Annotated in this window: 16 protein-coding genes; 6 read left to right on the top strand and 10 right to left on the bottom strand. The window is 72.5% G+C overall.

What is annotated here, in order from left to right; translation table 11 throughout:
• From ACFVUY_RS26890 to ACFVUY_RS26875, 4 genes are all read right to left on the bottom strand, one after another.
• Positions 1–326 (bottom strand): amidohydrolase family protein (locus ACFVUY_RS26890; RefSeq protein ID WP_387734022.1); only part of this gene is annotated, 326 nt, incomplete at its 3' end.
• Positions 327–482: 156 nt separating this feature from the next.
• Positions 483–2,657, bottom strand: coding sequence for an NEW3 domain-containing protein (locus tag ACFVUY_RS26885; protein ID WP_387734019.1), 2,175 nt, complete (start codon positions 2,655–2,657; stop codon positions 483–485).
• Between the two features lie 277 nt (positions 2,658–2,934).
• Positions 2,935–5,364, bottom strand: coding sequence for a ricin-type beta-trefoil lectin domain protein (locus ACFVUY_RS26880; protein WP_387734017.1), 2,430 nt, complete (start codon positions 5,362–5,364; stop codon positions 2,935–2,937).
• Positions 5,365–5,467: 103 nt separating this feature from the next.
• On the bottom strand, positions 5,468–7,924 hold the full coding sequence (locus ACFVUY_RS26875) for an RICIN domain-containing protein (RefSeq protein WP_387734014.1): 2,457 nt from the start codon (positions 7,922–7,924) through the stop codon (positions 5,468–5,470).
• 557 nt (positions 7,925–8,481) lie between these two features.
• Between ACFVUY_RS26875 and ACFVUY_RS26870 the strand changes: the two genes are divergently transcribed.
• The 4 genes from ACFVUY_RS26870 to ACFVUY_RS26855 all read left to right on the top strand — a co-directional run bounded on the left by ACFVUY_RS26870 (position 8,482) and on the right by ACFVUY_RS26855 (position 13,737).
• Complete coding sequence (locus tag ACFVUY_RS26870) at positions 8,482–9,531, top strand: substrate-binding domain-containing protein (RefSeq protein ID WP_387734011.1); 1,050 nt, start codon at positions 8,482–8,484, stop codon at positions 9,529–9,531.
• A 158-nt stretch (positions 9,532–9,689) separates the two neighbouring features.
• Entirely contained in the window at positions 9,690–11,261 is a 1,572-nt protein-coding gene (locus ACFVUY_RS26865) for a sugar ABC transporter ATP-binding protein (RefSeq protein ID WP_387694599.1), read from the top strand.
• A gap of 73 nt (positions 11,262–11,334) precedes the next feature.
• Positions 11,335–12,375 carry an ABC transporter permease gene (locus tag ACFVUY_RS26860; RefSeq protein WP_387734008.1) on the top strand — a complete coding sequence of 347 codons (1,041 nt, stop codon included), beginning with the start codon at positions 11,335–11,337 and terminating at the stop codon, positions 12,373–12,375.
• A gap of 555 nt (positions 12,376–12,930) precedes the next feature.
• Positions 12,931–13,737, top strand: coding sequence for a DeoR/GlpR family DNA-binding transcription regulator (locus ACFVUY_RS26855; RefSeq protein ID WP_387734006.1), 807 nt, complete (start codon positions 12,931–12,933; stop codon positions 13,735–13,737).
• Positions 13,738–13,764: 27 nt separating this feature from the next.
• Here the strand turns inward: ACFVUY_RS26855 and galK are convergent, their stop codons facing one another.
• Complete coding sequence (gene galK / locus ACFVUY_RS26850; protein WP_387734004.1) at positions 13,765–14,910, bottom strand: galactokinase; 1,146 nt, start codon at positions 14,908–14,910, stop codon at positions 13,765–13,767.
• 266 nt (positions 14,911–15,176) lie between these two features.
• On the opposite strand from galK, the gene galT reads away from it, so the two are divergent.
• Entirely contained in the window at positions 15,177–16,283 is a 1,107-nt protein-coding gene (galT, locus tag ACFVUY_RS26845) for a galactose-1-phosphate uridylyltransferase (RefSeq protein ID WP_387734001.1), read from the top strand.
• 149 nt (positions 16,284–16,432) lie between these two features.
• Here the strand turns inward: galT and ACFVUY_RS26840 are convergent, their stop codons facing one another.
• From ACFVUY_RS26840 to ACFVUY_RS26820, 5 genes are all read right to left on the bottom strand, one after another.
• Positions 16,433–18,919 carry an RICIN domain-containing protein gene (locus tag ACFVUY_RS26840; RefSeq protein WP_387733998.1) on the bottom strand — a complete coding sequence of 829 codons (2,487 nt, stop codon included), beginning with the start codon at positions 18,917–18,919 and terminating at the stop codon, positions 16,433–16,435.
• Positions 18,920–19,006: 87 nt separating this feature from the next.
• Positions 19,007–20,893 carry a DUF5107 domain-containing protein gene (locus ACFVUY_RS26835; protein ID WP_387733995.1) on the bottom strand — a complete coding sequence of 629 codons (1,887 nt, stop codon included), beginning with the start codon at positions 20,891–20,893 and terminating at the stop codon, positions 19,007–19,009.
• Positions 20,890–21,735 (bottom strand): carbohydrate ABC transporter permease, encoded by an 846-nt coding sequence (locus ACFVUY_RS26830; RefSeq protein ID WP_387694606.1) that lies wholly within the window; start codon positions 21,733–21,735, stop codon positions 20,890–20,892. The genes ACFVUY_RS26835 and ACFVUY_RS26830 overlap by 4 nt, the downstream gene beginning before the upstream one ends.
• 48 nt (positions 21,736–21,783) lie before the next feature.
• Positions 21,784–22,749 carry a carbohydrate ABC transporter permease gene (locus tag ACFVUY_RS26825; protein ID WP_387733993.1) on the bottom strand — a complete coding sequence of 322 codons (966 nt, stop codon included), beginning with the start codon at positions 22,747–22,749 and terminating at the stop codon, positions 21,784–21,786.
• A gap of 2 nt (positions 22,750–22,751) precedes the next feature.
• On the bottom strand, positions 22,752–24,035 hold the full coding sequence (locus ACFVUY_RS26820) for an ABC transporter substrate-binding protein (RefSeq protein WP_387733991.1): 1,284 nt from the start codon (positions 24,033–24,035) through the stop codon (positions 22,752–22,754).
• Positions 24,036–24,332: 297 nt separating this feature from the next.
• On the opposite strand from ACFVUY_RS26820, the gene ACFVUY_RS26815 reads away from it, so the two are divergent.
• Positions 24,333–25,337 carry a LacI family DNA-binding transcriptional regulator gene (locus ACFVUY_RS26815; protein WP_387694609.1) on the top strand — a complete coding sequence of 335 codons (1,005 nt, stop codon included), beginning with the start codon at positions 24,333–24,335 and terminating at the stop codon, positions 25,335–25,337.
• Positions 25,338–25,371 lie beyond the last annotated feature (34 nt).

The following is a 25,371-nucleotide window of genomic DNA, read 5'->3' as shown; positions in this document are numbered from 1 at the left end:
TGCGCCTGGCGGGCGACCTCGTCGATCTCGCCGGTGACGGTGGAGGCGATCGTGGTGGTGGTGCCGTGTTCCAGGTGGGTCCGGGCGGCCAGCAGCGCCTCCTCGGCGATGCCGGAGGCGTAGGAGGCGCCGCCGCCGCCGTGGACGTGCAGGTCGACGAAGCCGGGGACGACGGTGTACCCGGTCAGGTCGAGGTCGCCGGGCGCGGTGTCGCCGCCGAGGCCGGCGATGCGCTCGCCCTCGACGGCGAGGCGGTCGCCCTCGACGACGCCGCCGGGCAGGACCAGGCGGGCGCCGGCCAGGGTGATGCGGTTCGTGACGATCATGGGTGGGTCCTGGATGCCGTTCGCGGGGAGGGGCGGAGTCCCGTGCAGGGGAACAGGGGCGGAGTCTCGGGCGGGGGAACAGGGGCGGAGTCCCGGGCGGGGGAACGCCGACCGCTCGGCCCACCGGAGCCGGTCCGATGGGCCGGGCGGCGCGGATCACGGCTGGACGGCCAGCGCGAACACGTGGATCGCCGCGGCGCCGGGCAGCGTGACGGAGCGGATCGTCTTGCCGGGCGTCAACGGGACGGTGTTGGTGAAGACGCCGTAGCCGGTGCCGAAGTTGCCCGGGCCGGTGGGCGTGTTGCGGTGGTCCGTGGTGAACGCGGTCTTCGCGCCGTAGGCGTCGGTCGGGGTGCAGCACCAGTTGGGGAAGCCCAGCTGGCCGCTGCTGGTGGTGCCGTCGGTGTAGGCGACGGTGACCGTGCCGGAGGCGAAGCCCGCTTCGGCGCCGAGGAAGCCCAGCGCGCTGCCCCGGCCACTGAAGGTGATCTCCTGACCGGCGGCCGACACGTTGTCGTTGGTGCCGGCGGCTGCGGACGGCCAGGTGAAGCTGAGGCCGTTGGCGCTGATCGTGGCGCCCGCGGTGGCGCCGGCCAGGGCCAGGGCCTGCGCCGAGTAACTGTTCCCGGCACCGTCGAAGTTGCCGGGAGCGGTGTCGCTCTCGGAGGTGGCGCCGACGTTGTTGAACGCGGCCTCCAGCGACGGGTAGGGCACGGTCCGCACGATCGTCTGCTCACCGCTGACGGTGTCGACCCCGGCCGGCCGGGCCCGGTAGCTCGCGGTGGCGGTGATCGCCGTGACCGTGGTCCCGGGAGCGCCCTGGGGGCCGTGCACCGTCACCGTGGCCGACGCGGTCGCGCCCGGCGCGATGCGCGGGAGCGCGACGGTCGCCGGGGTGACGGTCCAGTCGGCGGGGGCGCTGATCCGCAGGTCGGTGTCGTTCAGCGCGACGGCGCCGTTGTCGGCCAGGGTGATCCGGTACGTCCCGGGCTCCTCGGCCGTGCTGACGTCCTGCCAGGTGACGGCGGTGGCGGGGGCCAGGCCGTGGGTCGCGCCGGGGTGAACCCGGTAGAGCACCGTGGCGTGCGGCGGCACGTTCGCGGAGATCACGCCGGTCGTCCCGACGGCCTGCTTGGTCACCAGGTCGTCGAGCCGGTAGCCGGCGGCGGCGGGCAGGCCGGCCCGGGCGGCGGTCGTGGTGATGGTCTGCGCGGTGTCGGAGGAGTTGAAGAGCGCGACCGCGCGGTCCCCGCCGGCCAGCGGCTTGCTCAGCACGTCGTAGCCGGTTCCGTGCTGGACGACGCGCCCCTGGACGCCCAGCCGGTCCTGGTCGACGGCGATGACGTCGCGGTTGCCGAGCACGTCCAGCGCGGCCGGGGAGAGACGGGTGAGGTCGGTGCTGGAGATCAGCGGCGCGGCCATCATGGCCCACAGCGAGATCTGGCTCTGCATCTCGTCCTGGCTGAGCCCGGAGTCGCCGGCGAGCAGGAAGTCGGGGTCGTTCCACCGGCCGGGGCGCTGCAGATCGGCCAGTCCGACGTTGTAGCCGTAGTTGTACGTGATCGACGCCCACTTCTCGGCGCCACTGGCCTGGCCGAGCGCGATGTCCGCGCCCTCCCGCCACAGGTTGCCGAGCGGCGCGGACCAGCGGATCACCGAGTCCCAGTTCGGCGTGCCCTGGAAGTAGGCGGGCGCGGAGATCGAGAAGACCATCCTGCGGTGGGTGTTGAGCAGCGCCCGGCTCATCGCGGTGTAGGTGTCGCGGTAGCTCTGCTCCTCGGTCTCGCCGGGCTTGACCGGGACGTTGCAGCCGTCGAGCTTGACGTAGTCGACGGCCCAGGACGCGAACAGGTCGGCGTCCTGCTGCCAGTGGTCGAGGGAGCCGGGGTAGCCGCCGCAGGTGGTGGTCCCGGCGTCCTCGTAGATGCCGAACTTCAGGCCGAGGTCGTGGACCTGGCGGCCGACGTAGGCCATGCCGTGCGGGAACAGCTTCGGGTCGGCGACCAGGTTGCCCTGGGCGTCGCGCTGCCCGGACATCCAGCAGTCGTCGATGGTGACGGTGTCGTACCCCTTCTTCGCCAGTCCGGTGGAGACGAGGGCCCGGGCGTTGTCGAGGATCGTCTTCTCGTCGATCCCGCACTGGTAGTACGACCAGTCGTTCCAGCCCATGGGCGGCGTGGGGGCGTAGTTCGGGTACTCGGCGACGGTGCCGGGCGGGGCGGGCTCCGCGGCGACCGCGGGCTGCGCCAGGAGCGTGGCGGTGGACACGGCGGCGAGCGCCGTACAGCAGGCGACGGTGGTACGGAGCCACCGGCGGAGGGCAGTTGACACGCTTCGACCTCACGGGATCTCGGGGGTCAGGGCATGGGTGGCTGCTGTGGTCCCAGCCGGATCATTTGTACGGGCCTCTGCTCGTTCTTGACAAGATGACGGTCAAAATAAGCAGCAACACGCACTCACTGTGCAAAGTCCGAGCACGAGTGCCCCTGCGGACCGGCCCGGCCGAGCAGCCGCCGGACGCAGGAGCGCGACCGGCCGGGCGCCCGCGATGTCACGGGCACCCGACCGGTCGCGTGCGGGATCTTCCGGATCCCCGCGGGTCGGTGGGCTACGGCAGGGTCCAGCGCTGGTTGGCGCCCCCGTTGCAGTCCCAGATCTCCAGCGGGGTGCCGTCGGTGGTCGCCGCGGCCGGGTCGTCCAGGCAGCGGCCGGACTGGGTGCTCTTCAGGGTGCCGTCCGGCTGGGGCGTCCACTGCTGGTTGGCGCCACCGGTGCAGTCCCACAGCTCGACCGGGGTGCCGTTGACGGTGCCGGCGCCGGTGACGTCCAGGCACTTGCCGTTGTGGGTGAGGGTGCCGTTGGAGCGGGTCCACACCTGCTGGGCGCTGCCGTCGCAGGCCCAGAGCTGCACGGCGGCGCCGCTGGTGCCGGCGGCGGGGCGGGCGCAGGTACCGGGCAGGGCGGAGGCGATCGGGCCGGTGTGGGTGGTGGGCGTGCCGGGGGTGAGGGCGAAGTTGTCGAACTGGTCGGTCTGGTAGCCGGTCACGCCGAGGCCGGCGCGGCCGTTGGTGAAGCTCGCGTCGGTGGCGCTGCCCACGGCGGTGCCGTCGATACTCGCCGTGAGGGTCTCGTTGTCGAGGGTGAGCGCGACGGTGTGCCAGCGGCCGGTGCCGAGGGCGGCGGCGGTGCCGCTGGCGAGGGTGGTGAAGTTCCACTTGGTGTCGCTCTTGTCGATCGACCAAGCGCCGGTGTCGCTCACCCGCAGGTGGTAGGCGTTCAGGCCGTTGTTGTTGCGGCCCTGCTGGTTGGCCCGGCCGAGGAGCTCGACGGTGCCGGACTGCTCGAACATGGTGTCGGCGGTGACGGTGTAGTTGGACCAGCTGCCGTCGCCCATCATCGTGTACGGGGCGTTGTAGGGCTCGTCGGTCCAGCGGATCGGCGAGGCCGGGGCCATCTGGCGCAGGCAGGTGCCGGTGCGGCCGCCGCCGCAGGCGACGGTCTGGAAGGCGCCGTTCATGTCCGTGAAGTACTTCGGCGAGGTGGTCGTCGCCGGGGTGTCGAAGCCGTCCGCGTAGGGCAGCTTCATCGGCGCGGCGGCCGGCGGGGTGGCGGTGCCCTTGCCCTGGCCGGTGGTGGTGGTCACGGTGTAGACCCGGCCGGGCTGGAGGGTGAGGGTGTAGCGGCCCCCGGACGGGGTGATGTCCTTCTGCTTGACGAACCACTGCGCCGGGTCGTTGGAGTTGAGGTCGGTGGACCAGACGTGGACCTTGCCGGTGGACAGGCCGCCGGAGACGGTGAAGTTCGCGGTCTGGGCCGCGGTGGCGTCCAGGGTCTCGATGACGGTGCTGTAGTCGCGCTTGTTCGTGCTCTTCAGCGTGACGTAGCTGCCGTTGGCGCGCGCGCCGCCGAGGTAGCCGCTCGCGGCGTCGATGTAGCTCCAGCCGGGCTGGGTGAACTGGGTGGTGTGCGCCGTGACCCAGGTCGTCTTTCCGATGCCGTAGTTGCCGGACCACGGCTGGTTGGCGATCGACATGCCGTCGGTGGAGAAGAAGAGGTCGGGGTAGAGCGCGGCGATGACCGGCCAGTTGATGAACGAGGTCATCTTCCCGTCGAGGTAGCCCCGGTTGATCCCGCGCGCCACCGCCGGGGCGCCGCTGTTGAGGTCCTGGGAGCCGTTCTCGCTCGCCCACAGCGGCTTGCCGAGCGCCTGGGCGGTCGGCGTGCTCGGGCACTCGGTGAAGGAACTCATGTACCCGCAGGGGTAGTGCACGCCGACGACGTCGACGGCGTTCTTGAACGCCGGGTCGGCGGCCATGGCGTCGGCCACCTCCCAGGTGTCGTCGGCGGCGACGACCTTGGTGGCGCCGTAACCGCGCGCGACGAGCGTGCTCTTGAGGTTCTCGTACCAGGCCTTGTCGAAGCCGCGCTCGTTCCAGCCGCCGAGGTAGGAGACGTTCAGGTGGTGCTGGGCGGCGCAGCCCATCCACGACATCACGTAGTCGATGGAGTCCTGGGACCAGAAGTTGCCGCCGCTGCCGGTGTTCCCGATCCAGCCGGGGGCGCCCCAGGACAGGCCGATGAACGTGATGTCGGGGTTGCGGGCCTTGGCCTGGTCGGCCAGCCACCACTCGTAGCCCTGGTTGCAGTCGATGGTGCCCCTGGTGTGCTCGATGCTCGGCTCGGCGCCGTCGGTGGAGTTGGTGTCGCCGCCGATCTCCAGCTTCAGCACCTGCAGCGAGGCGCCGTAGCCGGGCTTGAACAGGTAGTCCAGCAGCTGGCTGCGCTGGGGCTCCGGATAGTCCACCAGCAGGCGGGAGTTGCCGCCGCCGCCGGAGATCGCGCCGACGCCGTCGAAGGTCAGGCCCGGCTTGGTGCCGTCGACGGTGACGGCGGTGGAGGTGGCGGCGGTGGAGGTGGCGGCGCTCTCCGGCGCGGCCAGGGCGGCCGGCGGCGCGGCCAGGCCGCCGAGCGCGCCGGCGAGGACGAGCGCCGCGCTCAGCGCGGTGCGCCAGGTCGAGGAGGGATGTTGACGGCCCATGGGCGTCTCCGAGGTGGGGAGGGGTGGGGGCGGTGTTGCTCCGTGCCGGGCACCCGGTCGGGGCGCCCGGCACGACGTCGGGGCAGGGGGTTCTCCGGTCCCGTTACGAGACGGTCCACTCCTGGTTGGCCCTGCCGGCGGCGCAGGTCCACTGGACGACCTGGGCGCCGTCGGCCGTCGAAGCGCCCGTGACATCCAGGCACTTGCCGCTGTTCACCGAGACCAGCTGGACGCGGGCCCCGGTGTCCGGGACGAGGGTCCACTGCTGGTTGGCCTTGCCGGCGGCGCAGGTCCACTGGACGACCTGGGCGCCGTCGGCGCTCGAAGCGCCCGTGACGTCCAGGCACTTGCCGCTGTTGGCCGAGACCAGCTGGACGCTGCCGGTCCCGGCGACCGGGGCGAGGGTCCACTGCTGGTTGGCCTTGCCGGCGGCGCAGGTCCATTGCACGACCTGGGCGCCGTCCTCGCTCGAAGCGCCCGTGACGTCCAGGCACTTGCCGCTGTTGACGCTGGTCACGGTGTGGGTGGCCGGCGCGGCCAGCGGCGTGACGGTGGTGTTGGCGAAGTCGGCGTGCTGGAACCCGCCGACGCCCAGGCCGATCTGACCGATACCGTGCCCGGCGTCGGCGACGGAAGCGACCTGGGTGTGGTCGATCGACGCGGTGATGCTCTGGCCCTGGACGGCCAGTGCGAGGTTGTGCCAGGTTCCGGCCCCCGCGCCGGAGTAGCTGCCGCTCGCCAGCACGGTGTCGGCGCCGGAGCGGTTCTCGCTGAACAGGCTCCAGGCACCGGTGTCGTCGATCTTCAGGTGGTAGCCGGAGCGGTCGTGGTCGACATGGTCGATGCGGCCGAGCAGTTCGGCGGAGGTGCCGGCCTCTTCGAAGGTGACGTCGGTGCTCGCCTGGTAGTGGGCCCAGGACGGGTCGCCCAGGAGCGTCAGCGGGGTGTAGTTCATGTCGCCGTGCCACGGGATCGGCGCCCGGGTGATGACCTGGCGCAGGCACATCGGGGCGGTCGCCCCGGACGGGCAGGGCGCGGTCTCGAAGGCGCCCGCCCAGTCGTGGAAGTAGCGGGCGGTGGCCCCTTCGGAGTAGCCGCCGAGGTCGGCCTGGTACGGCAGCGGCATCGAGGTGGGTGCGGGCGGCGTGGCGGTGCCCTTGCCCTGGCCGGTGGTCGTGGTGACGGTGTAGACGTAGCCGGGTTGCACGGTGAGCGAGTACGAACCGCTCTTGGGCGTCAGGTCCTGGCTGTGGACGAACCACTTCGACTGGTCGGTGGAGTTCATGTCGGTGGCCCAGACGTGCACCTGGCCGGTGGACAGGCCCCCGGCGACCTTGAAGGTCACGGTCTGCGCGGCGGTGGCGTCGGTGGCCTCGATGACCGTGCTGTAGTCCTTGCCGGACTTGAGCGTGACGTAGCTGCCGCTGTGCGGGTCGCCGTTGGCGCCGGTCCCGTCCAGGTAGCCGCTGGACGTGTCCAGGTACTGCCAGCCCGGCTTGGCGAACTGGGTGGTGTGCCCCATCACCCAGATGTCGCGGCCGACCGCGTAGTTGCCGGACCACGGCTGGTCGGCGGCCATCAGCCCGGCGCCCGCGTACGGCAGGTTCGAGGGCCAGGAGCTGACCAGCGCCCACTTGATGTCGGCGGTGATCCGGGCGTCGAGGTACTCGCGGTTGACGTTGCGGGCCAGGGCGGCCGGGTCGGCGCCGTAGCTGTCGTTGTCGTCCTCGGAGGCCCAGAGCCGCTTGCCCAGCCCGGTCGCGGTGTCGCTGCCCGGGCAGGCGGTGTAGACCGGGGTCGAGTGCCAGCAGGTGCCGTGCAGGCCGATGACGCCGACGGCCTTGGCGAACGCGGGGTCCGCGGCCATGTCCGCGGCGATCGACCAGTGCTCGTCGTCGCTGTCGGACGCGACCAGGGTGGTGCCCTGGTGGCCGTGGGCGTCCAGGTCGGTGCGCAGCTTCTCGAACCAGGCCTTGTCGTAGCCGCGCTCGTTCCAGCCGCCGAGGTAGCCGACGTTCAGTCCGTGCTGCCGGGCGCAGCCGAGCCAGGACTCCAGGTACGTGATGTTGTCCTGGGACCAGACGCCGCCGTTCAGCCAGCCCGGCGCGGCCCATTCCAGGCCGTAGAAGGTGATCCCGGGGTTGCGGGCCTTGGCCTGCTCCATGAGCCACCACTCGTACCCGCGGTCGCAGTCGACCTCGGTGGGGGTGCGCATGTGGGACGGTTCGGGGCCGTCCGAGGAGTTGGCGTCCCCGCCGATCTCGACCTTCAGCATCTGCAGCGAGGCGCCGTAGCCGGGCTTGAACAGGTAGTCCAGCACCTGGCTGCGCTGGGGCTCGGGGTAGTCGACCAGCAGACGCGAGGTGGCGCCGCCGCCGCTGATCGCGCCGAGCCCGTCGTACGCGCGCCCCGGCGAGCGGCCGTCCAGGGTCACGGACTTCGTCGTGGGGGCCGGCGCGGCCACCGCGGGCGGCGCGGCCAGCGCGGCGGTGGTGAAGCCGAGTGCGAGCGCCGCCAGGGCCGTGACGCCCCGGCGGATCGGGTGGGGAGGTTTGCTCATCGACTACTCCTGTCCTCGGGCCGGGTCGGCCGGGTGGGGGCCCGCCAGGACCAGGTCGCCGGACGGGGCCGGGACGGGACTGGCGGGTGCATGCCGACATGCCGGGGAGGACAGTAGACCCAACATTCAACAGTAATCAACAACTTCGGATGAAATACAACGCGATCGGCCAGCGGCCGCCAGGAGGCAGCGGCCGAGTCGGCTTGCCACAGGGGCACAGCACCGCCCCGTAGACATGCCCCTGCCAGGCGCTATTGACGCCGCCCCGGCTTTGCCCGAAGCTGTCCACGACAACAACCTACCAATCAGTAAGTTCCGATGAACACGCCACCACCTGCTCCGATCCGAAAGATCGCGGCCCGATCCGCCGGCTCCGGCCCCCCATCCGCGGCGCGACGGGATAACGAGACGGTCTCGATGGCTCCGATCCGGAAAGATGAGCTTGACTCAGCTCAGGGCCAGGCGTTTTCTTTTGACCCACCACGTTTGATCGTGGTGTTTTCTGATTGGTTTTGTTGCTTCTCGCCGATCGGCCCCCACCCTCAGGAGCCCCCTCCATGCACCTCCCCCTCCGTGGCCGCCTGGCCGCGATCGCCGCGCTGAGCCTGATCACCTCCGTCGGCCTGACCGCCTGCTCCACCGGGCAGACCTCCTCGAACAGCGCGGACGCGCCCGTCGCCCCGGTGTCCGGCAAGGTGACGATCACCTACCTGCAGAAGCAGGGCGACCAGCAGTACTTCGTGGACGAGGCCGCGGGCGCCAAGGCCAAGGCCGCCGAGCTCGGCGCCGAGCTGAAGGTGGTGAACCTGGGCAACGACGCCAACAAGACGGTCGGCGAGGTGCAGGCCGCGATCGCTCAGAAGAGCAACGGCCTGATCATCGTGGTGCCCGACCCGGCGGTCGGCCCGCAGGTGGTCCAGACGGCCCGGGACGCGAAGGCCGCACTGCTGACCTCCGACGACCAGGTCTGCGCGAGCGGGCCGGCCCCGGCCCAGTGCGCGGCGACCGACCTGGTGCCCCGGATCGGCTTCTCCGGTGCCCAGATGGGCGGTGAGGTCGGCAAGCGGGCCGCCGAGGAGTTCAAGAAGGCCGGCTGGAACGCGGCCGACACCCGGATCATCTCCGCCTGGAAGCAGGACGTCACCGTCTGCGGCGACCGCGTGAAGGCCGCCAAGGACGCCTTCGACCAGGCCGTGCCGGGCGTGCAGCTGATCGACGTCGCGACCGACAACACCCCGACCGGCGCGCAGGACAAGGTCGCCGCCACCATCACCGCCAACCCCGGGGTCAAGCACTGGGTGACCTGGGGCTGCAACGACGAGAACGTCCAGGGCGCCGTCACCGCCCTGCAGAACGCCGGGATCAACCCCGACGACATCGACGGCGTCGGCCTGGGCGCCTACCTCGCGTGCAAGAACTGGGCCTCCGGCAAGCCCTCCGGCATGAAGGCCGCCCTGTTCATCAACGGCAAGGACGTCGGCGCCCTGTCCGTGCAGACCATGTACGACAAGCTCAAGAACGGCAAGGACTTCCCCAAGGAGGCCTTCGCCCCGACCACGATGGTCGACGCCGCCACCTGGCAGTCCGCGGGCGTGTCCTGCAGCTGACGCCTCGCCGAGCCGCCGGTGGGGCGGGCGGGCACCGGCCTGCCGAATCCGCCCGCCGCACCGGCGCGCTCCCGGAGACCGTACCGCGACCACCGGCACCGCCGACCGTGCGCACGGCTCCCCCAGACCGTACGCACCGCACTGCCAACGAGGCCCCGATGACCACACCCGCACCGTCACCCGTCCCGCCGGCGAGCGGCGCCCCCGGCCTGAGCGCCGAGGGCGTGTCCAAGCGCTTCGGCTCCGTCCGGGCCCTGGAGGACGTCACCCTCACCTTCCCGCCCGGCCGGGTCACCGCCCTGATGGGCGAGAACGGCGCCGGGAAGTCCACCCTGCTGCGCATCCTCACCGGCGACCACCGCCCCACCGAGGGGCGCGTGCTGCTGGACGGCGAGACCGTGGACCTGCAGTCCCCCCAGGACGCCCGCCGCGCCGGGATCCGGATCATCCCGCAGGAACCCGAGATCATCCCGCACGTCCCGGTCGCCGAGAACGTCTACGCCGGCTCGCTGCCCCGACGGGCCGGCCGCCGCCTGGACCGCACCGAGCTGCGCCGCCGCATCACCGCGGACCTGGCCCGCCTCGGCTTCGACAAGGTCCTCGACCCCGATCTGCTCGGCTCCGAACTCACCGCCGCACAGCGCCAGTTGGTCGAGATCATGCGGGCCCTGACCGGCGCCGTCCCGCCGCGGGCGATCGCCTTCGACGAGCCCACCTCCTCGCTCTCCGAGCACGAGGTCGAGGCCCTGTTCGCCCTGATCGGGCGGCTGCGCGACGAGGGCATCGCCGTCGTCTACGTCTCCCACCGGATGAAGGAGATCTTCCGGCTCGCCGACCGCATCGCCGTGCTGCGCGACGGCCGGGTCGCCGGGGTGGTCGAGGCCGCCGCCACCGACGAGAGCGAACTCGTCCGGCTCATGGTGGGCCGCGACCTGTCCTCGCTGTTCGTCCGCCAGCAGGTCGCCACCGACCGCGTCGTGCTGGACGTCCGCGACCTCACCACCGACGACGTGCACGGGGTCAGCCTGACCGTCCGGGCCGGCGAGGTCGTGGCGCTGGCCGGACTGATCGGCGCCGGACGCTCCGAACTCGCCCTCGCCCTGGCCGGCGACGCCCCGATCCACTCCGGCACGGTGGCACTCAACGGCGAGGTCCTGCGGCTGAAGGACCCGCGCGCCGCCATCGCCGCCGGCATCGGCCTGGCCCCCGAGGAGCGCAAGGCCCAGGCCCTGTTCCTGCAGCGCACGATCCGCGACAACACCTCGCTGGTCAGCCTGCGCCGGCTCAGCCGATGGCGCTTCGTCAAGCAGCGCCAGGAGAAGGCCCTCGCCCAGGAGTACGCCGACCGGCTGCGCGTGCGCGCCCCCTCCATCGAGGCCGAGGTCCGCACCCTGTCCGGCGGCAACCAGCAGAAGGTCGTCCTCGCCCGCTGGCTCGCCCGCAAGCCCGACCTGCTGATCCTCGACGAACCCACCCGGGGCGTCGACATCGGCGCCAAGGCCGAGATCTACCAGATCATCGCCGACCTCGCCCGCGAGGGCACCGCCGTCCTGGTCATCTCCTCCGAACTGCCCGAAGTCCTCGGCCTCGCCGACCGGGTCGTGGTGATGCAGAACGGCCGCACGACCGGCGAACTGACCCGTGACCGGGCGACGGAGGAGGCCGTCCTCGCCCTCGCCATGGCCGACGACCTCGCCACCACCACCACCCAGACCGGAGAGACCCAGTGAACGAGCGCAGCGAGCGAACCATCGAAAGGCGCGCGTGGGCAAGTGCCCCTGCCGAGCGCAGCGAGGTGGGCGCATGACCACCGCCACTCCCCCGACCGCCCCGGCGCCGGACGCCGGGGCCCTGCCCGTCCGGTCCGGCGGCCCGCGCAGCCTGCTCGCCGCGATCGGCGGCCAGAACCTCAGCCTGATCGGCGCCCTCGTCGCCGTCGTCGCCCTGTTCGGCTCGCTCAACCCCAACTTCGTCGGCTGGGACAACGTCCAGGTCATCGCCGAGGCCGCCACCATCTCCGGCCTGCTGGCCGTCGTCCAGACCGTCGTGATCATCTGCGGCGGCCTCGACATCTCGGTCGGCTCCCAGGCCGGCCTGGCCTCCGTCACCAGCGCCATGGTCTTCACCTCCACCGGCGCCGACCCGTACCTCGGCATCGGCGCCTCGCTCGCCATCGGCGCCGGCATCGGCCTGTTCAACGGCGTCGTGATCGTCTACGGCCGGGTCAACCCGACCATCGCCACCCTCGCCGGACTGGCCGCCTACAAGGGCGTCGCCCAGCTCGTCTCGGACGGCCGCGCCCAGGGCTACGTGCTCAACGACCCGGTCTTCGTCTTCCTCAGCCGCGGCCGGATCGCCGGCCTGCCCACCATGGTCTGGCTGCTGATCCTCACCGCCGTCGCCGTGCACGCCCTGCTCACCTACACCGACATCGGCCGCAACATCTACGCGATCGGCGGCAACGACACCGCCGCCCGCCTGGCCGGCATCAACCTCAACAAGTACCTGCTCGCCGCCTACGCCCTCTCCGGCACCGTCGCGGCCCTGGCCGGCGTGCTGCTCACCGCCCGCACCGGCAGCGGCCAGCCGGTCTCCGGCAGCGAGGGCCTGGAACTGCAGTCGATCACCGCGGCCGCCCTCGGCGGCTGTGCCCTCAAGGGCGGCAAGGGCAGCATCGGCGGCACCCTGCTCGCCGTCGCGCTGCTCGGCGCACTGCAGAACGGCCTCACCGTCCAGGGCATCAACGCCTTCTGGCAGAACGTCGCCCAGGGCTCCCTGCTGGTCGCCGCCGTCGTCATCCAGCAGCGCCGCAACCGCGAGCGGGCGGTCGGACTGCCCGCCTGAGCCCGGTCTCCCGTGCGCGGGGCGCCCCATCGCCCGGCGCACGGGAATCCGCCCCCGGAACCCGGACCGACGCGTGCGGCGCCGGGCCGGGCTCCCCCTTCGGGGTGCGCCCCGCGGGCTCCCGGACCGGGCGTCCCGGCGCCCACCCCACCCCCCATGACGTCCGCCCCGGCCGTCCCCTGACCGGACCCGCCGCACAGTGGCAGCGGGTCCGGACTCGGCCGGAGGCGGAACGAGCGGTCGGCCGCCGAGGGTCGGCCGGACCGCGACCGGAACCGCCGGTGCCGCCCCTGCAGGCGGCACCGGCGGTTGCGCGTCCTCCCGGGGCGGTGCGGCCGGGCCCCCGCCGTACCGGCCGACCGGTCGGGACGGGGCCCGCCGGGGTCCTGGAATACTGGATCATGTCGCGACCGACGGCTCCCCGGTCACCGACGCGAACGCTCCGGCGCCCCGCCCGGCCCTCGGCGGCGGCTCCGGTACGTCCGGACCGCGGCAGGGTCGGCCTGCCGGAGGAAGCGGGAGCGGCCAGGCACCCGTCCGATCGAAAGGGCCTTCGTGGCTGATCAGAGTTTGCTCGCCCCGCAGCGCCAGGCGCTGATCCTGGAGGCCATCCGCAAGGCCGGCGCGGTGCGCGTCGCCGAGCTGGTCGAGCAGTTCGGCGTGTCGGACATGACGATCCGCCGCGACCTGGACGCACTGGTACGCCAGGGAGACGTGCAGAAGGTCCACGGCGGGGCCATCGCGGTCGGGACCGCCAGCACGGACGAACCCGGCTTCGACGTGAAGTCCGGGCTGGAGGAGAGCACCAAGGCCGCGCTGGCCGACGCCGCCGCGCAGCGGGTGGAACCGGGCAGCGTGGTGGCGCTGTCCGCCGGCACCACCACCTACGCGGTCGCCTCCCGGCTGCTGGACGTCCCGGGGCTGACGGTCGTCACCAACTCCCTGCGGATCGCGGACCTGCTGTGGGCAGCGGAAAGCGACGGAGCGGAGACCGTTCCGTCGCTGCTGTTGACCGGTGGGGCGCCGACGCGCTCCGCGGCCCTGGTGGGCTCCCTCGCGGACCAGACGATCCGCACGCTCCACGTGGACCTGCTCATCCTCGGCGTGCACGGCGTCAGTGAGCAGGCCGGGCTCACCACCCCCAACCTCGCCGAGGCGCAGACCAATCGGGCCCTGATCGCCTCGGCCCGGCGCACCGTCGTGGTCGCCGACCACACCAAGTGGGGCGTCGTCGGCCTGAGCAGCTTCGCGACCCTGACGGAGGTCGACTGCTTCATCACCGACGACGCCCTCCCCGCGGCGGCCCGCAGCGCGCTCGCCGACGCGGTCGGCGAACTCGTCGTGGTACCGGCCGCCGGCTGACCGGGCTTCTCCGGGCCCCCCGCCCGGTCAGGCCAGCCGACGCGCCCCCGCCGAGGGGACGGCGGTGAAGGCGACGGGTGCGGCGAAGCCCGCGGAGCCGAAGGCCGACCGCACCGCGTCCGCGACCGCCGCCACGTCCGCCGCGGCCACCAGGGCGATGACGGAGCCGCCGAAGCCGCCGCCGGTCATCCGGGCGCCCAGCGCCCCGGCGGCCACGGCGGCCTCGACCGCGAGGTCCGTCTCGGGGCAGGAGACCCGGAAGTCGTCGCGCAGCGAGGCGTGTCCGGCCGTCAGGACCGGCCCCAACGCGGCGATCCGCCCGCCGTCCAGGTGCTCGATCGCCTCGGCCACCCGCCGGTTCTCGGTGACCACGTGCCGCACCAGCGGGGCGAGTTCCCCGGGGAGGCGCTCCAGGGCCGCGGTGAGGCCGGCGGCCGGCAGGTCGCGCAGCGCGGCCAGGCCGAGCAGGTCGGCGGCACGCTCGCAGCCGGCCCGCAGGGCGGCGTAGGCGCCGTCGCCGAGGTCGTGCTTGACCCGGGTGTCGATCACCAGCAGCCGGAAGCCGGCCGCCTCCAGGTCGAGCGGGACGTGGCGCCGCTCCAGCGTGCGGGTGTCGAGGAGCAGCGCGGCACCGTCGGTGCAGCAGGCGGAGGCCATCTGGTCCATCACCCCGCAGGGCACGCCGACGAAGGCGTTCTCGGCCCGCTGGGCGATCAGGGCGAGCTCCGGCGCGGACAGGCCGAGCCCGTACAGGTCGTTCAGGGCGGCGGCCGTGGCGCATTCCAAGGCGGCGGAGGAGGAGAGCCCGGCGCCGGCCGGCACGTCGCTGTCGAAGGACAGGTCGGCGCCGCCGATCGCGTGTCCGGCCTCGGCGAGGGCCCAGAACACGCCGGCCGGGTAGGCGGCCCAGCTGGTGACGACCCCGGGGGTCAGGCCGTCGAGCGCGAGGTCGGTGATGGTGCCGTCGCCCTGGGTGCTGTGGAGCCGCACCCGGCCGTCCGCGCGGCGGCGGGCGGTGACCCTGGTGGTGTGCGGGAGGGCGATGGGCAGGACGAAGCCGTCGTTGTAGTCGGTGTGCTCACCGATCAGGTTCACCCGGCCGGGCGCGGCCCACACGCCGCTCGGCCTGGCGCCGTGGACGGTCTCGAAGTCGGTGGCGGCCCGGTCGATCATCTGCTCGGCTCCCGTACGTCGTGCGCGTGCGTCGTGTCGGCTCCCGTCGGTGCCTCCATCGGCGGACGGGAGTTGATTTCGACATAATCAAACATCATCGGCCGCCACAGTCAACACCTGCGGATTTCTCATCGGGAAGCGAGCCGGAAGCGGCGCCTGATGACCTGCCAGCAGGTCTACACCTGTTGACAAACGATCGGATATGTTTGATTCTGTTTGAGATCGGCACAGGCTGGCCGAAACTTCCCCGCAGAAGGAGCACAGCGGTGCACAAGACCGCGACCAAGTTGGCCGACGGCCGCGAACTCGTCTACTACGACCAGGAGTTCGGCACAGTCCGGAACGCCGTGGACGAACGCCCGTTGGAACCCTCCGCGAGCCTCTCCGAGACCCGGCTCGACCCGGTGCTCGGCGAGTGGGTGACCGTCGCCGCCCACCGCCAGCAGCGGACCTACCACCCCCCGGCCGGCGAGTGCCCGCTCTGCCCCTCCCGGAACGGACAGCTGAGCGAGGTCCCCGCGGCCGACTACCAGGTCGTGGTCTTCGAGAACCGCTTCCCCTCGCTGGCCCTGGACTCCGCCGCCCATGTCACCGCCCACGAGGACGACCCCCTGCGCACCCTCCGGCCGGGCACCGGCCGCTGCGAGGTGGTCTGCTTCGCCCCCGACCACGACGCCTCCTTCGCCGACCTGGACGAGGCCAGGGCCCGCCTGGTGCTGGACGCCTGGACCGACCGCACGGCCGAACTGTCGGCCAAGCCCGAGGTCCGGCAGGTGTACTGCTTCGAGAACCGCGGCGAGGAGATCGGCGTCACCCTGGCCCACCCGCACGGGCAGATCTACGCCTTCCCCTTCGTCCCCTCCCGCACCGCCCGGATGATCGGCCGTGCCGAGGCGTACCGGGCGAGCACCGGGCGGAACCTCTTCGAGGACCTCGTCGCCGCCGAACGGGCCACCCCCGAGCGGCTGGTGCTCCGGGGCGAGCACTGGACGGCCTTCGTGCCCTTCGCCGCCCGCTGGCCGTACGAGGTCCACCTCTACCCCAACCGCCGGGTGCGCGACCTCACCGCGCTGAACGAGGCCGAGCGCGCCGAGTTCCCCGGCCTCTACCTCGACCTGCTGCGCCGCTTCGACCGGCTGTTCCCCGCTCCCGCCGGCGCCGCGCCGAACCGGACCCCGTACATCTCCGCCTGGCACCAGGCGCCGAAGGGCGGCGGCGACGAACTCGCCCTGCACCTGGAGCTGTTCACCGTCCGGCGCGCTCCCGGCAAGCTCAAGTACCTGGCGGGCGTGGAATCCGGACTCGACGCCTTCGTCACCGACGTGAGCCCGGAGGCCGCCGCCGAGCGGCTGCGCGAGGCCGCGGCCCACTGACCGGCCCATAGGAGGACCCCGGCACGGCCGTCGATCGAGCCGTACCGGGGTCGGGATCGGGGCATCGCACGGAAATGCCGGGCTCCCGGGGAAAGCCCCGGGAGCCCGGCATCAGGACCGCCCCCAGGGGACGGTCCTGCGGGCCTGGGTCAGGAGATCGACCACCGCTGCAGCGGCGATCCGGTGTCCGGCTCCTGCGTCACCGCGGCGCCATCGGCGCCGGAGGCAGTGGTGAGCAGCAGGCCGCTGCGGGCCGAGGTGACGGTGTACGAGCCGTCGGCCGTCGGCCGGACGTTCCAGTGCTGGTTGGCGCCGCCGCTGCACGGCCACTGGATCACCTGGGCGCCGGCGGCGGTGGAGCCGCCGCTGACGTCGGCGCACATCGACGAGAGGCCGTTGACCAGCTCGTACGAGCCGTCGGGCTGGGGGCGGAACTGCCAGACCTGGTTGCTCCCGCCGGAGGCGGTCCAGGTGATGAGCGGGTTGCCGGCGGCGGTGCTGTGGTCGGCGTCGTCGAGGGCCTTGCCGCCCGTGGTCAGGGTGTGGTTGCCGCCGAGGTCCGGCTCGACGGTCCAGGTGAAAACGGCCGATGCGCTCGCGGTGCCGGAGGAGGCGGTGACGGTGACCTTCGAGACTCCGGGCCCGGTCGGGGTGCCGGTGATCAGACCCGAGGGGCTGACGGAGAGCCCGGCGGGCAGCCCGGTCGCCGTGAAGGTGAGCGACTTGCCGGCGCTGTCCGTGGCGCCGAGCTGGAGGGAAGCGGCCTTGCCCACGGTGCCGGACTGGTCACCGGGGGCGGTGAGGACGACCGCCTCGGGGGCCGTGCCGGTCGGGGCGAGGGCGAGGGTCTGCTCGGCCGCCGTGCGGCCGCCGCCGACCGTGCCGCCGGTGGTGTCGCTCCAGGAGCGGGCGGGCACGGTCTCGGCGAGCCGGCCGGAGGTGCCGGACATGCCGATCACCAGGCCGCTGTAACGGTTCACCAGCTGGAACCGGCCCTTCCCGGCCTTGCTGGGGAGGATGAACCACTGCTGCCCGACGGTGGCGTTCCCGCCGACGGCGCCGGTGGCGGTCAGCGCGGCGCCCCAGGCCCGGCCCGCCGTCGAGGTGGCGTCGACGCCCAGCAGCTGACCGGTGGCAGCGTTGACGATCCGGTAGGAGCCGTCGCCCTCGGCCAGGAACCGCCAGGACTCGCCGGCGGAGCCGGCCACCTTGGCCGTGGAGGTGACGGCGGAGCCGCCGGCGGTCTGGGCGAGCACCCGGCCGTTGCCGCTCTGGATCCGGTAGGTCCTGGTCAGGTCGACCGGCGCGGCGGCCGGCGCGGAGGAGCCGACGGTCAGCTCGACGTACTGGCCCTCCGAGCCGGCGCAGCCGAAGGAGCAGTACTGCCGGAAGGTCTTCCCGACGATCGTGCTGCCGGTCAGGTTGGCGCTGTCCAGGAGCCAGCGGTACCAGGAGGCGGTGTGGTAACCGCCGGTGTCGCCGAGCAGGGTCCACTTCTGAGTGGCCAGGTCCTTGGTGGCGTAGATCTGCTGCGGGGCGTTGCCGCTCTGGTCGACCGCCTGCGGAGTGCCGATGTAGAGGCCCAGATAGGCGTCGTAGCTGATGTTCATGACGAACAGCGGCGTGCTCGGGGCGAGCGTGCCGGCCGCGACCTGCTGCTTGACGGTCCCGGGGTTGGCGGGGTTGTACTCCTTGGCCGGCGGCAGGTACCCGGTGGGGTTGGCGCCGTCGGCGGGCACCATGTCGCTCTCCAGGCCGCCGGCCCCGGCCTGCGACCACGCGCCGTCGTACCACTTCTGCCAGCTTCCCGGCGCCATCTTGGCGGACATCGGGGCCCGCGCGACGTGCTGCTGGAACGCGCCCCAGCTGCCGCCCTTGTCGACGATCCGGGAGCCGTAGAAGACGTAGAAGTATCCGGAGGCGGTGTCCGCGAACAGTCGCTGGTCGCCGTCGCCGTAGGCGAAGGTCTGCTGCGGGAAGGCCGCGGTGTCGCCTCGCGTGGTGCTGTAGGGCGAGGTGATCACGTGGTCCCTGATGGTCCAGGTCCGGCCCTGATCGGTGGAGACGGCGTAGTCGATCGCGTCGTAGTGCAGGCCGTCGCCGAAGGGCTGGGGGGTGAACTCGTTGTGCACCAGCCCGTACCAGTCCCCGCTGTCCGGGTCGACCCAGACCCCGGCCAGGTCGCAGTAGTTCCGCTGGGCGTAGTGCGAACCCTGCGGCGCGTAGCTGGACTGCCGTCCGGTGGGGCTGTTGTTGCAGCGTGCGGTGGTGTCGTCGTTGCGATCGGACGGGTCGGCGGGGTTGACGGCGTCGCTGATCGCGGCGGACCTGGTGGCGCTGTCGAAGTCCCGGCCGGTGAAGAAGCTCCACTGCCGGGAGTCGTTCGCGCCGTACAGCGAGTGCGACTGCTGGAAGTAGAAGGTGCCGTCCTTGTCGATGTAGGGACTGGCCTGGGTGTCGTCGGGGTAGGCGTACGAGCCGGTCCTGCCGACCGAGACCGTGTACGTGGCGGGGGCCGGCTTGCCGGCGGCCGGTGCGTCGGCGGGCGCCGGGGCGGCGGCCAGGGTGCCGGCGCCGAGCGCCGCCAGGGTGGCGGCGGTGAGGGCTCGGGCCCATCGGGTGGGTAGGGGTGACACTGGTACTCCTCTTCCGTGGCGGGGCGCAGCGTTGCGCCCCTGTGGTGGGGGGTGCGGAACGGGAGAGTGGTCTGGGGAGGCGGGCGGTCAGCCGTCCGCCATGCGGAAGTCGTACTGCGGGGGCACCGCTGTGCCGGGGTGGACGGCGAGCCAGAGGGTGTCCAGGGAGAGCTCGCCCTCGCGCATGGTGTCGACCTGGATGCCCTCGGCCAGCAGCCGCCGGACCCGGTCGTCGTCGCCGCGGGCGTGCGCCGCCTCCGCCTCGGCCAGCCGGATCCGCCCGTGCGCCCGGTCGGCCGGGGAGAGCGCCTCGATCAGCGCGAGCGCCTCGGCGGGGCGCTCGGCGCGCCGCAGCGACTCCAGCACCTCGATCGTCAACTCCCGCAGTTCCGGGCGGAGTCGGTGCGCCGAGAGCATGAGGTCGGCGGCTTCCCGCGCTTGTGCGGCGAGGAGGGCGAGCGCGCGCAGCGCCCAGGGCGAGGGCCGGACGGCGACGGAGCGTTCGAAGGCCTCGCGGGCGAACTCCCGCTCCCCGTCGGCCAGGCGCAGCAGACCGAGCTGGTACAGCGCGTGCCAGTCCGTGGCGTTCGCCTCCAACAGCAGCCGCCAGTGCGCCCCGGTGACCGGCTCGGCCGGCGGGTCGCAGACCGGGAGCGTGCCGGTCTTGAGGAGCTGCCGCCAGGGTTCCTGGGCGGCCGCCGGCTCGCCGAAGGGCAGGGCGGGCGAGGCGGGCAGGGCGCCGGCCTCGATCTCCAGCGCGGCCCAGCCGCCGCCCTCGGACAGCACCTCGCCGGGTGCGCCGAACTCCTCGGCCTGCGCGTCGGCCCGCTCCAGCTCCAGCGGCGGGAGCAGCCGGTCCAGCGCCTCGCCGGCGGCGGCCCGGGCGTCCTCCCAACTGCCGTGCACGGCCTCGGGATCGGCCTGCAGCAGCCCGTACGCCTCGGTCCAGGACCAGGTGGCGCCGACGGGCATCGGCAGGTGCTCCAGCTGGGTGCGGGCCAGGCCCGCCTGGATCTCCAGGTAGGCGGAGTCCGGGCCGGAGAGCCACTCCTGCCAGTGCCTGCCGCCGGTGCCGGTGCCCCAGCAGAACATCTTGCGGCCGCGCAGCCGGGCGGTGGAGGTCTGGACGAGCCCGGCGCCGGTGCCGTCCAGGGCGGCGATCCAGGGGCGTTCGCCGCCGGGGAGGTCGAGGAAGTAGTCGGCGGCGCGCGTCGCCCGACCGGGGTAGCTGCGGTCGGCGCCGTCGACCTCCGGGAAGGGCACCCGACGCAGGTCGCTGACGTAGTCGCAGTGGAAGGCGTGGTCGGCCGGGCCGAGGACGCGCACGTCCCGGTCCTCGGGCACGGCGATGTTGGACCACCAGTAGACCGGCGTCTCGGTCGGCGCGGGGTTGTGCACGGCGATGCGGACGTACAGCACCGGGGAGCCGGCGGGCAGCCAGGTGTCCATCCGCAGCACCAGGCGCCGCAGCCGTTCGAAGGCGTACATCCGGAGCACCGGGGTGCCGTCGGGCGCGCTCGTCCGGACGGCGTGCAGCGGCTCGCAGGTCAGCGGCCAGTGCCCGGTGGCCCCGAGGTTCCACTCCACCCCGCCGGCCAGCCAGGCGTCGCGCAGGGCGAGGTTGGCGGGCTGCAGGATCCGGTTGCGGTGCAGCAGCTCCCGCCCGGTGGGGCGGTGGACCAGGGACCACAGCCGCCCGCCGAGGGAGGGCAGGAAGGTCGCGGTGAGGGTCTCGTTCTCCAGGACCACGCACGGGAGTTCGCGCTCGGTACGGACGCGGTCGTACCCGCCCTGCCGGGTGTACGGCAGCAGGGTGTCGGGCACCCCGTAGGCCAGGTTGCGGCGCATCTCGTCGTCGACCCCGGCGCCGGCGCCGGTCTGCCGGGGCAGGCCGTGCAGGATCGGCAGGGTGCCGCCGACCGGATCGGGGGCCCCGTGGATGCGGAGCAGGTCGGTGTGCAGGGTCGAGGTCACTTGCCGATCCCAACTGTCATGCCCTGGATGATCCGCGAACCCATCCAGGAGAAGAGCGCGATCATCGGGGCGAGGATGATGCAGACTCCGGCGAACATCGTGCCGAAGTCCAGGCCGTTGAACTGCTGCGCCGCGACGAACGAGGAGAGCGCCACCGGGAGGGTGGTCGTCCCCTGGCTGTTCGTCAGGACGAGGGCGAACAGGGTCTCGTTCCAGGCGGTGATGAACTGCAGGAGGAAGGCGGTGACCAGCCCGCCCCGGGCGACCGGGAGCACCACCTGGAGGAAGGTGCGCAGCGGGCCGGCGCCGTCCAGGACGGCGGCCTCCTCCAGCACGCCGGGGATGCCGCGGAAGAAGCCGGTCAGCAGGAAGACGGTGAACGGCATCGCCAGGCCGACGTAGACCAGCCCGAGGCCGAGGTCGCTGTCGGTCAGGTCCACCCGGGACAGGCCGACGAACAGCGGCACCACCAGGACCTGGCCGGGCACGCCGAGGCCCATGGCGAAGCTCATCGTCAGCGCCGAGGAGGTCCGCGAGCGGCGCCGGGCGAGGGCGTAGGCGCAGGGAGCGGCGAGGGCGACGGCGACCACGGAGGAGAGGCCGGCGGTGAGCACGCTGTTGAGGGCCGCCCGCGCGAAGCCGCCCTCGTCGAGCGCGGTGGTGTAGTTGCCGGTGTCCGGGCTGGTCGGCAGGCCGAAGCCGTGCCGCAGGATGTCGGGACCGCTGCGCAGCGAGGTCAGCAGGATCCACAGGACCAGCAGCAGGTCGGCGGCGACGACGATCCAGACGGCGGTCGTGCCGATCCTGCTCGCGAGTCCGGTGGGTCGGTTACTGCGTCGCACGGGAGGGACCTTTCCGGTTGGGTGTGGGGGGCCGGGGACGCGACCGGGTCAGTACTCGATCGGCTCGCGGCGCAGCAGGCGGCGCAGCACGACGGTGATCAGGGTGACCATGACCAGGCTGACGATCGCGGCGGCGGTGGCCGTGCCCAGCCGGGGGACGGTGCCCTGGGGGAAGGCCTCGGCGTACACGTACACGGCGGTGTTCCAACTGCTCACCGGTGGATAGGCGTTGGTGCTGCCGCCGTAGAGCAGGATCAGCTCGAAGATCTTCACCGAGCTGACGGTCCACAGCACCGCGCAGACCGCGATGACGTCCCAGGCGCACGGCAGGGTGATGTGCCGGAAGCGCTGGAAGGGGCCGGCGCCGTCGAGTTCGGCCGCCTCGTAGAGGTAGTCGGGGATCTGGTCGACCGCCGCCATGATGATGGAGGTGTAGTAGCCGGTCGCCGTCCAGACCAGGGTGCCCAGGACCATCGGGAGCAGGTTGTCCGTCGACAGCCACTTGGGCGGTGTGGTCACCCCGAAGAGCTTCAGCGCCTGGTTGACCGGGCCGGTGGGCGAGAACAGGAAGCCGGCGGCGATGCCGAAGACCATGCCGTTGACCAGCGAGGGGAAGAACAGCACCGACCGGGCGAAGAGCCTGGCCCGCATCTCGCGCAGCACCAGGGTCAGCGCGAAGCTGAGCACGAAGGTGATCGTGCCTCCGACGACCATCAGTTCGAGGGTGTTGAACAGTGAGGTGCGGAACCGCGGGTCCTGGAACAGCAGGAGGTAGTTCTGCGAGCCTCGCCACTCCATCTCGCCCATGCCGTCCCACGTGTGCAGGCTGGTCCACAGGGCGTAGCCGACCGGGGCGACGAACAGCACCGCGTACACGATCAGCGCGGGCGCGGTGAAGGGCCAGAACACCCGGCGGCGCTGGCGCTCCAGCGGGCCGAGGCCGGGCCGGGCGGCGCGCTCGGACCGGCCCGGGGCGGCGTCCGTCCGGGGCGGGTTGTCGATCGTCGTCGCCACCGTCAGCCCTGGGTCTGCCAGTAGGTGACCTGGTCGGCCTTGCACTTGGCGACGAACCGGTCGGCCGTGATTTTGCCGTGCCAGAAGTCCAGGTAGTTCTCGTTCAGGACCTTGGGCAGCCAGCTGCCGGCCACCCCGTCGAAGCCGAGGCGCACGGTGGGGGCCTCCAGGGCCTTCTGGACGTCGGCCAGTTCGGCGGGGGCCGGGATGTCGCTGCGCGGGGTGAGGTTGAGCGCGGTGGTGGAGATCCCGGACAGGTGCTTCTTCTGCAGGAAGAAGGCGATGAACTTCTGTGCGGCGGCAGCGTTCTTGGCCCGCTTGGGGATCGCGAAGCCGAACAGGCTCGCGTCCGGGGTCTTCGCGGTGGGCGGCAGCATCGACGCCGTCCTCCAGCCGGCCGGGACCTGCTTGGCCACCTCGGCGGTGACGTAGTTGCCGTCCATGTAGAAGGCGGCCTTGCCGCCCGCCCAGTTGGTCTCCTGCGCGGGGTACTTGGTGGCGTCGTAGCCCTCGATCAGGTGGCCGCCCTTCACCAGCTGCTCCACCTGCTGCGCCGCGGCGAGGACCGCCGGATCGTCCCAGGTCGCGCCGGACTTGTCGGCGGCGAGCTGGGCGACGTTCACCCCCGCCCCGCTGAGCAGGTAGTCGAAGTACAGCGCGTTGCTCCAGGGGTCCTCGCCCTCGGAGGCGATGCACGCCTTCCCGGCCGCCTTCAGCGCGTCGCAGACCTTGAGCAGTCCGGCCCAGTCGGTGGGCGGACTCGGCATCGCGGCGGTGATCGCCGGGTCGGCCGCGTTGTAGAACATGGCGTTGGTGACGACCTCGTACGGGATCACGTAGTGGTTGGAGCCGGACGGGTCCTTCGGCAGCATGTCGAAGTACTTGGCCGGGATCACCTGGGAGACCGGGACGTTCTCCTCGGGCACCTGCAGCTGCAGCACCGGCGAGAGGTCCAGTGCCTGGCCGGCCGCGGCGGTGGTGCCGTAGACCTTGTCGTCGGACTCGTCCCACAGGTCCGGGGCCCGGTTGGCGGCGATCGCCGGGCCGATCTTCTTGGCGATGTCCCGGCCCGCCCAGGTGACGTCCACCTTGGCGCCGGTGGCGGCGGTGAAGTCGTCGATCGCGGCCTTCAGCACCTTGGCCTGCGGCTCGTCGGCACGCCACATCGACCAGTAGGTGAAGCTGCCGGCGGCCTTCGCGCCGCCCTCCGAGCCGCTGCCGCAGGCGCTCGCTCCGAGCGCGAGGGCGACGGCGGTGGCCGCCCCGATGATGCGGGCAGCGGGCATGGTCGTTCTCCCCATGGGTGGTTCCTCTCGGAGGCGCGAGATGCCGCGCAGACGTGTCGTCAGCCGGGGCCCGAAGACGGGGAGCGGCTGGATGGCTGGGACGATACGGTCGGGTTGACCGGTAAATCAAGAGTCCTTGCAAAAACCTGCTCCGGACCGCGGCGCTTCGACACCGATTCCGCATGAAACTCGCAAGTTACGAACCGGAGCTGGGGTTTGATCAACCTTGACGCCCCTTCACCGGTGCCCTACGTTTCACCGAAAGCAAGTTGACCGGTAAATTCGAAGGATCCAGTCATGGTGACGATGCAGGACGTGGCCGAGCGGGCCGGGGTCACGAAGCAGACCGTCTCCAACGTCATCCGGGGGCGAGGGGCCGTGAGCCCGGCGACGGCGGCCCGGGTGCGCGCCGCGATCGGGGAACTGGGGTACACCCCCAACCTGGTCGCGCGCTCCCTGGCCACCGGCGCCACCAGAACGGTGGGCCTGCTGGTCCCCACGGTGACGGGCTCCTTCTACTCCGACATCGTCGAGGAGGTCGAGGACGTCCTCGACGCCAACGGCTACCACCTGCTGCTCTGCACCACCCGGCTCGACGGCGAGCGCGCCAAGCGGCACCTGGCGAGCCTGACCAGCCGCTCGGTGGACGCGCTGCTGATCGCCGGCGACCGGGACCTGATCGACCACCTGCCGTTGCTGGCCGAGGCCTCCTTCCCGGTCGCCCTGTGCGCCTGGGAGACCGACGCCCCCGACCGCTTCCCGGTGGTCACCATCGACTACGAGCGGGCCGGCCACCTGGCCGGGCGCCACCTGCGCGAACTCGGGCACGAACGCGTCGCGGTGCTCGCCAGCCCCGACCACGCCCCGCGGGTCGCGGGCTTCCGGCGCGCCTTCGCCGCCGACGGCCTGACCGTCCCCGACGACGCCGTCCACACCGCGCCCGAACCCACCCCCGCGGGCGGCCTCGCCGCGGCGACGGCGGCGCTCACCGCCGACCCGACGATCACCGCGCTCTTCGCCACCCACGACGTCCTCGCCCTGGGGGCGCTGGAGGCCGCCCGGGAAGCGGGCCGCTCCGTGCCCCACGACCTGTCGATCGTCGGGCACGACGACAACCCGGAGGTCGGCGTGGCCCGACCGGCGCTCACCAGCGTGGCCATCCCCAAGCGGGAGATGGCCCGGGAGGCGGTCGAACTGCTGCTGCGCGCCCTCACCCGCTCCGGCAGCCCGGCCAACTCGATCCAGCTGCTGCGCCCCGAACTCGTCGTCCGGGACAGCACCGGCCCGGCCGGCGGCCGCTGAACCGGCCCGACCGGAACCACCACTCACGAACTGG

This window comes from Kitasatospora sp. NPDC058063 (assembly GCF_042885395.1).
Taxonomy (GTDB): Bacteria; Actinomycetota; Actinomycetes; order Streptomycetales; family Streptomycetaceae; genus Kitasatospora; species Kitasatospora lactacystinica.
The sequence above is the reverse complement of the archived record's forward strand: the minus strand, read 5'-3'. Positions and strand labels throughout refer to the sequence as shown.

Excerpts from the sequence above, each read along its gene's own strand:
- ACFVUY_RS26880 (WP_387734017.1), bottom strand. The coding sequence starts at position 5,364 with ATGGGCCGTCAACATCCCTCCTCGACCTGGCGCACCGCGCTGAGCGCG.
- ACFVUY_RS26875 (WP_387734014.1), bottom strand. The coding sequence starts at position 7,924 with ATGAGCAAACCTCCCCACCCGATCCGCCGGGGCGTCACGGCCCTGGCG.
- ACFVUY_RS26870 (WP_387734011.1), top strand. The coding sequence starts at position 8,482 with ATGCACCTCCCCCTCCGTGGCCGCCTGGCCGCGATCGCCGCGCTGAGC.
- ACFVUY_RS26865 (WP_387694599.1), top strand. The coding sequence starts at position 9,690 with ATGACCACACCCGCACCGTCACCCGTCCCGCCGGCGAGCGGCGCCCCC.
- ACFVUY_RS26860 (WP_387734008.1), top strand. The coding sequence starts at position 11,335 with ATGACCACCGCCACTCCCCCGACCGCCCCGGCGCCGGACGCCGGGGCC.
- galK (WP_387734004.1), bottom strand. The coding sequence starts at position 14,910 with ATGATCGACCGGGCCGCCACCGACTTCGAGACCGTCCACGGCGCCAGG.
- ACFVUY_RS26820 (WP_387733991.1), bottom strand. The coding sequence starts at position 24,035 with ATGCCCGCTGCCCGCATCATCGGGGCGGCCACCGCCGTCGCCCTCGCG.
- ACFVUY_RS26815 (WP_387694609.1), top strand. The coding sequence starts at position 24,333 with ATGGTGACGATGCAGGACGTGGCCGAGCGGGCCGGGGTCACGAAGCAG.